The organism is Sporosarcina sp. GW1-11 (genome assembly GCF_033088395.1).
In the GTDB taxonomy this organism is placed as follows: domain Bacteria; phylum Bacillota; class Bacilli; order Bacillales_A; family Planococcaceae; genus Sporosarcina.
On record NZ_JAPMIW010000016.1, the window covers coordinates 62,963 to 72,384 of the forward strand.

Annotated in this window: 7 protein-coding genes and 1 rRNA gene; 1 reads left to right on the top strand and 7 read right to left on the bottom strand. The window is 40.7% G+C overall.

What is annotated here, in order from left to right:
• Positions 1 to 396 precede the first annotated feature (396 nt).
• Positions 397 to 2,532, top strand: coding sequence for a type IA DNA topoisomerase (locus ORD22_RS10980; RefSeq protein WP_317646025.1), 2,136 nt, complete (start codon positions 397 to 399; stop codon positions 2,530 to 2,532).
• A 42-nt stretch (positions 2,533 to 2,574) separates the two neighbouring features.
• On the opposite strand, the gene cls is transcribed toward ORD22_RS10980, so the two are convergent.
• From cls to rrf, 7 genes are all read right to left on the bottom strand, one after another.
• Positions 2,575 to 4,029, bottom strand: coding sequence for a cardiolipin synthase (gene cls, locus ORD22_RS10985; protein ID WP_317646026.1), 1,455 nt, complete (start codon positions 4,027 to 4,029; stop codon positions 2,575 to 2,577).
• An 878-nt stretch (positions 4,030 to 4,907) separates the two neighbouring features.
• Positions 4,908 to 5,567, bottom strand: a complete 660-nt coding sequence (locus ORD22_RS10990; protein ID WP_317646028.1) for a hypothetical protein — start codon at positions 5,565 to 5,567, stop codon at positions 4,908 to 4,910.
• A 176-nt stretch (positions 5,568 to 5,743) separates the two neighbouring features.
• Positions 5,744 to 6,145 carry a hypothetical protein gene (locus ORD22_RS10995; protein WP_317646030.1) on the bottom strand — a complete coding sequence of 134 codons (402 nt, stop codon included), beginning with the start codon at positions 6,143 to 6,145 and terminating at the stop codon, positions 5,744 to 5,746.
• A gap of 74 nt (positions 6,146 to 6,219) precedes the next feature.
• Positions 6,220 to 7,599: a sensor histidine kinase gene (locus ORD22_RS11000; protein WP_317646032.1), complete on the bottom strand. Its 1,380-nt coding sequence runs from the start codon at positions 7,597 to 7,599 to the stop codon at positions 6,220 to 6,222.
• Complete coding sequence (locus ORD22_RS11005; RefSeq protein WP_317646033.1) at positions 7,596 to 8,267, bottom strand: response regulator transcription factor; 672 nt, start codon at positions 8,265 to 8,267, stop codon at positions 7,596 to 7,598. The genes ORD22_RS11000 and ORD22_RS11005 overlap by 4 nt, the downstream gene beginning before the upstream one ends.
• The gene (locus ORD22_RS11010; protein ID WP_317646034.1) at positions 8,264 to 9,070 is read right to left on the bottom strand and encodes a YihY/virulence factor BrkB family protein; all 807 of its coding nucleotides are present in this window, start codon (positions 9,068 to 9,070) and stop codon (positions 8,264 to 8,266) included. Before ORD22_RS11010 ends, ORD22_RS11005 begins: the two co-directional genes overlap by 4 nt.
• A 204-nt stretch (positions 9,071 to 9,274) precedes the next feature.
• A 5S ribosomal RNA gene (gene rrf / locus ORD22_RS11015) occupies positions 9,275 to 9,390 on the bottom strand.
• Positions 9,391 to 9,422: the final 32 nt, after the last annotated feature.

A 9,422-nucleotide genomic window follows, 5' to 3' on the forward strand; every position in this document is an offset into this window, starting at 1 on the left:
AATCTTGTATAATAACTGTTACAGATCAGATTAAAGAAATACTCTATGCCTTCGATACGAGATGAAGGTCGGTTTGACATTCAACTTTTGCACAGTATAGAACCTATCCATTGATTATACTCGAAATTGATATTACCCCTCCCGCAGATACCACGATGAATGAGTTCCATTCCATTCATTAAGGATCTTGTAAAGTATCTTACTACAGACTTGCACTTGAATAGTTAGTGTGAGCATAAGCACGGGGATCGCTGATGATGATTCTCAATCTGTAGATGCCATGTTTACATATGTAACCCCCTCTCATTTCACGTTAATTACATTAGAAAACTTCCCCTTATTATGCGATAATAGTAGAACTAGTGTTTCTGTTATTGAAACGAAAGAGGTGTTCTCATGAAACCAGTCATTCTAGCTGAAAAACCATCCCAAGCAAAAGCCTATGCAGATGCATTCCCTACCCGCAAGCACGATGGCTATACAGAAATCCAGCCATGCCGGACTTTTCCTGAAGGCGCCTATATTACATGGGGTGTTGGCCATTTAGTTGAGTTAAAAGAACCGCATACGTACAACCCTGCCTGGAAGCGCTGGTCACTCGGCAGCTTACCTATTTTGCCCGAGCGCTATGAGTTTGAGGTTTCAAAAGGGAAGTTTAAGCAGTTTCAAGTTGTCAAAAAACTGATTAAAAGCACGGATACGGTCATCAATGCTTGTGACGTTGACCGGGAAGGTTCTAATATCTTCTATTCGATCTACTACATGACCGGTGCCCGTAATCAGTTGATTCAGCGACTTTGGATTAATTCGCTTGAAGCTGATGAAGTGCGTAAAGGTTTTGAAAACTTACGTGATAATAAGAAAGATTTGCAACTATATGAGGAAGCGAAAGCCCGTCAAATTAGCGACTGGCTAGTTGGAATGAACGGTTCGCGACTATATACCCTTCTGTTAAAAGCAAAGGGAATTGAGGAAGTTTTCCCGATTGGTCGCGTGCAATCGCCAACGGTTTATTTGATTTATCAGCGGCAACGCGAAATCGAGACATTTGTTTCTGAACCATTTTTTGAAGCAGAAGCTATTTTTACTGCAGCGAATGGAACGTATAAAGGAAAAGCAAAACTCAAAGAACCAAAGCGCGAATTAATTGCAGAAGCATTGAATAGTCGTAACATCACGAAGCGAACACCTGGTACAATCACAGAACTGACGCATACCGACAAACGGACGCCACCGCCACAGTTGCACTCTCTTTCTACATTACAAGCAACCGCAAACAGACGTTGGAAAGCGAGTCCCGCCACAGTTCTAAAGACGATGCAAACTCTTTATGAGAAGAAACTCGTATCCTACCCACGGACTGACACGCGACATATTACACCAAGCGAGTTCAACTACTTAGTTGCCAACATCGAAGACTATCAAAAGCTGATTGACCATCCGTTTGAAGTCGCCTCTCGTACACCGAAGAAGCGTTATGTTGACAGTTCGAAGGTACAAGAGCACTATGCGATCATTCCAACAAAAAAAATTCCGACGTCAGCTGCTATAGCGAAGTTAGCTCCGCTCGAACGGAATTTATATGAAGAAGTCGTGCGCACAACACTTGCGATGTTCCACCGTGACTATTTATATACCGAAACAAAAGTAACAACAGACGTTAATGGTCTTCCGTTCTTTACAACAGGGAAAACGGAACGCGATAAAGGATGGAAGGAACTTTTCTCTGCTCCAAAGAAAAATACTACAGAAGAACCTTCCTTGCCGCCACTTGAACGCGAAGAAACTGTCCAAAGTGAAATCGCGATTAAGGAAGGTGCTACGCAGCCACCGAAACCTTACACAGAAGGTCAGTTAATCGCGATGATGAAAACGTGCGGAAAGCTCGTAGATGATCAAAGTGAAACGGATATTCTGAAGGAAATCGAAGGCCTTGGAACAGAAGCGACGCGAAGTGGGATTATAGAAACGATTAAAAAGCACGGTTATATTTCCGTAACAAAAAACATCGTTTCTATTACCGACAAAGGTCGTGTGCTTTGCCAGGCAATTGAAGGCAGCCTACTTGCAAGCCCATCCATGACAGCTAAGTGGGAAACCTATCTGAAGAAAATAGGCAATGGCGAAGGAACAGGACAACATTTTTTAGGTAGCGTATCTAAATTCATTCAGAAACTGCTTGAAGATGTTCCGGTACAACTCGAACAGCAGAAGATTGATATCGTACTACCACCTTCACAGTCTTCCCGCAAAAGTTCCTATTCACGACCAGAAGTTGCTCCTTGCCCTAGATGTAAAAAAGGTAACATCATCGCGCACAAAAACTTCTACGGCTGTAGCAACTACAAAAACGGCTGCAAGCAAACTTTCCCGGGGCTATTCCTAAAAAAAGCACTGACTCAAGCACAAGTGAAACTACTCTGTACCAAAGGAAAAACAAATACTATTAAAGGATTCACTTCAGCAGATGGAAAAAAATTTGATGCAGCATTGGAATTTAAAGAAGGTAAATTGGAATTAGTATTTATTTAAAAGAAAAGGATCGTTGCACGATGCGACGATCCTTTTCTTTTCTCATAACACAGGCGACAGAAGACGAGAAATCCCTTCCTTGAACTTTATCAAAAGCGACCGCTCCTCATAACGCTCCAGTGTTAGCTCCGAACTTAACTTCGTATCTTTTTGGAACAAATCATATAACTCTTTTGCCACTTTCTCATCATATATAATCGCATTGACTTCAAAATTCAATCGGAAACTACGTGAATCAATATTCATCGTCCCAACCGATGCCACTTCCTCATCCACAACAATCGTCTTGGCATGCAAGAAACCATTTTCATACAGCAACACCTTTGCACCATAATCCAGTAAATCCCCCACGTAGGACCAAGTAGCCCAGTAAACAAACGGATGATCCGGCTTGCACGGAATCATAATCCGTACGTCAATACCCGACAGTAACGCTATTTTACACGCATCCATAAAACTATTATCCGGAATAAAGTACGGCGTTTGAATAGAGACACTTTTTTTAGCAGATAGAATCAGCTTGATATACATATTCTTCAAATGTTCTGTTTCGGAATTCGGTCCACTCGACACAATTTGAATTGGGCTGACCCCGTGCTGCTTCTTAGTCTGTAACGAGTAATCTGTCCAATCCCAAGTCTCTTGCTTACCCGCCTGATGCCAGTCTAAAATGAATTTTCCTTGAATTTGATTGACAGCTTCCCCAGTAATCCTTAAATGGGTATCGCGCCAATAGCCAAACTTCTTATCCAGTCCAAGATATTCATCACCCACGTTAAATCCACCAATATAGCCGATTACGCCGTCAATGATGCATAACTTTCGGTGATTCCGATTATTGACTCGGAAATTCACTAACCTAAACAGTGAGGGAAAGAACACTTCAACTTCCCCGCCAGCTGCACGAAGCTCGTCATAGAACTTGGGTGACGTCTTTTTCGATCCCACTTCGTCATATAAAAGTCGTACTTTCACACCTTCCTTAGCCTTTGCGATCAATGCATCTCGCATTGTCGTCCCCAGTGCATCGGATTGAATTATATAATACTGAATATTTATTTCTGTAGTTGCCGCATGAATATCACGTAATAAGGCCTCAAACTTTTTATGTCCGTCGCTAAAGATTTTAATGTCATTATCATAAGACAGCAAAGAGTTAGCCGATTTCAAATTCATTCTGATTAACTCATCATGCTTCTTCAACAAAGGTGTATTTGCTAGTTTTCCGGAGTTTTCCAGTGATAACTGTCGATCTACATCTAACTTTTCTGCTTCTCTTTCCGCCGCCGTCAACCGATAAAAGTTTTTCTGTTTAAGATCTCGTCCGAGGAACAGATAGATGACAAAACCCGCAATTGGAAGAAATACGAGTACCATAATCCAAGCCCACGTCTTTCCAACATCTCTTCTTTCAATAAATAGTACTCCGGCCAAAAGAAGGATATTTAGGATTGTGACGGTCGTGACAATAAGTGTAATAAAGTTTCCGATTTCCATTGCGACACCTCTCTTTAACTATTAATATAGCATGTATCCACTCCCTACATAGTAATAGATTTCAGGTACATTAATGTTTTTATGAAAGACATGAAGAATCTACTATACTATTCAATGAAATAAAGGTTGTCATTTATATGTTGGCTAACATCGACAGCGCACTTCATACTATTTTCTTACGTAACAGATAAATACTAGACTCCAAAACCATAGAAAAAACCAGCCTCAGAATGGACTGGTTTTTTCCACATGCTGCTTTCTCTGTAACAGCTGCCCCCCCTGCTTCAATTTACAAGAGTCCTGCAATGATTGACTGGACGAGCTTCATCTATTTGAGGGAAGTTACTATCTACCGCCAAATTTGTTGCTATCAATTTTATTTCCAGAGTTGTTGTTATTTCCATTGTTATTATCGCTATTGCTCCCTAACTCATCCATATTGCCCGGCTGACTTGGATCTTCGCCTTCTGATGAAGATACTGTATTTAGAATAGCTAAGTATCCTTAACTACTCTGGCTATGATTCCACTTACATCCGCTTGATACGCTCTATTTTGTAGATCATTCACAATTTTCGTTACCAAAGTTTTCAACGCAACGGTTTCGCCTGATAGAACTGGCAAACCATATTTAGTAATCATTGTCTTGAATTCTTGACATGCTTGCCGTGATTAGGAAAGTAAGTCGTTCCTCACATATATCTACTACTTCCCTACTTGTCCACCATAGTGGTATGTCTCTTACTCACCTTTAGCAATTTCCCAGGGAATACTATCATGCCAACAACCTCTTTCATTGGTGATTTCTGTAGAATTACAGTACTAACAGTTCCGCTTAGACGATTAATAGTCCGCTTATTATTTTCCAACATATTTCTGTTACTTTTCATCCTCCACCTCCCGACTAAAATACTCTTCCTTGATACGTACTCTATACGCTTCAGCGTCTTCTCCTCGATGCCTTGGAAATTCTTCCATCACAATTGACTGTATTTTTTGCCATAACGCATCAACAGCATAAACGTCCCGATCAAATGCATAATCTAGTTCATTCAATGTCAAATCAAGCGCTTTTGCATATTTGCGTTTATCCATATTCCATACTGTAGCTACGTTTTGTTTAATGTACGTATCGACTTCTTCCTCTGTCACGCGTATGCCGTACTCACTTTCTGCAATTTCAAGCGCATCCTTATAACGGCTAGTTTGTTTTTCAGCAATTCCTCTTAGAAACGCAGAGGAATGTTCTTTTTGAGTCAAATTATTTTTAATTCGAATTCGAAACTTTGTCTTTTTATCGGAAAATGAATGATCGATTGTCCTGGGATGCACACCCGAACGAATCCCCTTCAGCTCCTCTGCTATTTCAGGCATGTCCAGCAGCACTAACTCAACAGCCTTATTCATCTCGGCATAGTCAATTCCAACAAACTCTATTTTCGCCTGTTCCGAACTTGCTGTCTGCTTGATTAAAAGAGTGCCGGCAATCAGTACACTAAAACAAATCATAGTCAGAGTAAAACGGTTGTAAGCGGTCATAGTTTTTGCTCCTTTATCATGTTGGATTAATCCAGTATGTCATACGAGGCGCGCTATTTTTGTTGAAACGTCTGAATATCGAAAAGAACTTTTCCTTAAGCTTCGACAATCTACCTATAGAAAACAAAAAATACCCAAGCACACGGATGAACCGTAATACTTGGGTATTCACTTTATTAACGATTAACTTGTGTTTTTTCAACCATCATCGTAACAACAACGAATAATGCAAAGCTAATTAACAATACAGTCCCACCTACAATATAGAAAATCAGTACTACTGTTTCATTTATATTGAATGGTTGCATGAATTGTAGCCACATTCCTGTAGTTAATCCAATGGATCCAATAATTCCTGTCCAGCCTTGGAGAGTTAAAATCTTCTTCGCACGGACGCGGTAAATTTTATAGAACACGCCCCACGCAAACATCGACAACCAACCTACTAATAAAATATGTGCGTGAATTGGTCGAAACGCATACGACCCGTTACCTGCCATATGTGAACCAAGTACTGTTCCTATTAAACCAAATATTGCAGCTATGCGAATCAAACGTAAACTCCACTTATCTTGCATTCTATATTTCCTCCCATCATCTATCTACTGTCTTTATAGTATCACGCCAATATGAACGGAAGATGAACAGCTTATTACAATTTAGGCAACTGTATGATGAATGTGGTTCCTATGCCTAGTTCACTAGTAACTTCGATGCGCCCCCCGTGTAGTCGTACCACTTGCTCAACGATTGATAAGCCGAGTCCCGTGCCTTCAATTTCCCGTGTTCGTGAGTGATCTGCCCGATAAAAACGATCAAACATCCGTTGCCTCGTTTCTTCAGACATGCCGAGTCCACTATCTTCAATAGTAAAACAGACTGCATCCGCCTGTTCAGTTAGCTGGATATCAATCGTTCCTCCATCTGGCGTATATTTCAACGCATTCGATACTAAATTCTCCCATACTTTCTCTAAGAACGCAGGATCCCCTTCATACATCACTTCATCAATTTCAAGCATAAGTGACAGCTCTTTCTCCTGTAATAACCACTGATATTTCCGCACCGTCTCTTTTACTTGCTGATCTACGCGAAATACTTTCTTCTGCAATGGAGACACGAGCTGATCGAGTGACGTCAGCAATAGCAATTGTTTCGTCAGCGTAGACAAGCGCTCTGTTTCAGCCTTAATAATTTCCGCATAATGTTTTCTTTCCTCTGTAGGTAACTCTTCATCTGACAGTAAATCCGCGTAACCTTTAATATTCAGTAAAGGCGATTGAAAATCATGGGAAACATCACTAATAAACGCCTTCCGAATCCGATTGTTTTCACTTAAGCGATCAATCATTTGTTGAAAACTTTTCGCTAACTGACCAATCTCGTCCCGACGATCAATCGACAACTCCCCAACAAATTGCTCCTCCCCCACCTTCTTTGTCGCGCGCGTTAGCACAACAATAGGCTCAATCAGTTTACGTGCCACGACCAGCATCGCAAGCAAACTAATAATAGCCATGACAATGACCATGCCACCAAGCAAGTAGTGGATTTCAGTGAACAACATTTTTATATCCGGTCTTAAAAAAAGTGCATACGTCTCACCTACATATGTAAATGGTACACCTACTGTATTCGCGGATTCATTGGAAAAGTAGCCTGTTACAAATGTTTCAGCCTGCAAATCACGCATCCCGTGATACACTTGCCCTGTACGTACTCGTTGAATCGCATCAGCAGCTAGATTATTTTCACGAAACGCTTCGCCGTAGAACAGAGAACTCCCATCTGGTTGAATAACAAACAGTTTATAACCGGTACGTGCTAACATTTCAAAATAAGCATGAAAATCTAATCCATCAGTCGCTTCGATAAACGATGCAATCTCTTCAGCAACGGCTACATTTTTCAAATCATTTTGTTCTTTCAAATAGCGATGATAATACGTATTGACTGATAAAAAGGCAACCAACGCGCTCGTCAGCATAATTCCTACCGTCATAACTAGAAACTTACCATAAAGCGACTTCATTCAGAAACCTCTACCTTATAGCCAACTCCACGAACGGTTACAATCCTAACTTCGTTTGTAAGCTTCCCCAACTTATCGCGCAGTCGTTTAATATGAACACTTAACGTCTGCTCATCCCCTTCATAATCAAATCCCCATACACGCTCTACGAGTATGTCACGAGAAAACACATGATTATGACGCGATGCTAGCACCGAAAGCAATTCAAATTCCTTTAGTGGCAACAATAAAGACTTTTTCCCAAATACCACCTCATAACTCTGACGATTGATCAATAACGGACCAACCTGAATCACTCGATCAACGGCTTTATCATAACGTCTTAAAATAGCATGAATCCGGAATAATAACTCTTTCGGTTCAAATGGTTTAACAAGGTAATCATCAGACCCGGCTAAAAAACCACGTTCCTTATCTTCCATCTCCCCCTTAGCCGTCAGCAACAGCACAGGAATCTCAGACCCTTCACGCAGTTTCTTCGTTAACGTGTAACCATCCATTCCAGGCATCATCACATCCACTATCGCTAAATCAGGCCACTCCTGCTCCACCAATTCAAGCGCCTGTTGCCCATTCATCGCCTTCAACACTGTATACCCAGCCTGCTGCAAATGAATACTGACTAACTCTAAAATATGTATATCATCATCAACCACTAAAATCTTCACGTGAAACGCCCCTTCCTTTTCCACTCCGCATTCAATAATCCCGACAACATAATAATTACCGCAGTCAAATAAAACCATAACACAAGCATGATGATTCCAGCTAATTGTCCATATAATCTAGAATAATCTACTCTCGCCACATAATCACCAAATAAAAGCGAAACCAACTGCCAACCAAATGCCGAAAACAAAGCACCGGGCAACGCTTCCTTCCACTTCATCTTACCAGTAGGCACTAGCTGATAAAACAATAGGAAAAACAACAATAAAAAGAACGTACCTAATCCCCATTTAATATTAGGCCAAATATATAACCATCCTGCCCAATCCTCCAACACATCATAATACGCAATAACCGTACGCATCAACTTCTCAAGCAATGGCAAGAATAAGGACAAAGGCACAACCAACATAAACAAAATCGTCACGCCAATATTACGTATAAATGTAACCCCTAGCGATTGCTGTTGCCTCTTCTTATTAGCCAAATCCAATGACCGTGCAAACGATTGCACCGCAACAGACGAAGTCCATAAAGCCGCCAACACACTTAACAGAAGAAGATTGCCGTGACTTTTATAAAGCATCTGTTGAACGCTTTGCTCAATCAGCTGAAAAGACTCATCTGGTACAAATGGTCGCAGCAATGCTAATATACTCGCTTCTTGTACAGGCAAAAATTGAACAATCGATAACACGACAAGTAAAAAAGGCAAGACAGATAGCAATAAATAATAAGCATTCTGCGCAGCCTGATCGAAAAATCGCTCATTAAAGAAACGCTTGATAATTGTTAAAATCACCACATTCCCCCCAGTCATCCAAAATCTCTTATTACCAATATACCCCTAACTATGCTAACTCAATTATATTAAATGAAATATTATTGGGTTGATGTGAAATATAGCAGTTATTCATCTTATGAGTCTGCTATATAGTTATTCATTGTATCAATTTATCTTTTGAATACACAAAAAAGCCACTCCCCAAAGGGAATGGCTTTGCTTGCCTAGCAACGTCCTACTCTCACAGGGGGAAACCCCCAACTACCATCGGCGCTGAAGAGCTTAACTTCCGTGTTCGGTATGGGAACGGGTGTGACCTCTTCGCTATCGTTACTAGACTATTTGAGTTGTTCACTCAAAACTGAATAAA

What these genes read in the sequence shown, in the direction of transcription:
- ORD22_RS10995 (WP_317646030.1), bottom strand. Translation starts at nt 6,145, where the DNA reads ATGCAAGATAAGTGGAGTTTACGTTTGATTCGCATAGCTGCAATATTT.
- ORD22_RS10990 (WP_317646028.1), bottom strand. Translation starts at nt 5,567, where the DNA reads ATGACCGCTTACAACCGTTTTACTCTGACTATGATTTGTTTTAGTGTA.
- cls (WP_317646026.1), bottom strand. Translation starts at nt 4,029, where the DNA reads ATGGAAATCGGAAACTTTATTACACTTATTGTCACGACCGTCACAATC.
- ORD22_RS11000 (WP_317646032.1), bottom strand. Translation starts at nt 7,599, where the DNA reads ATGAAGTCGCTTTATGGTAAGTTTCTAGTTATGACGGTAGGAATTATG.
- ORD22_RS10980 (WP_317646025.1), top strand. Translation starts at nt 397, where the DNA reads ATGAAACCAGTCATTCTAGCTGAAAAACCATCCCAAGCAAAAGCCTAT.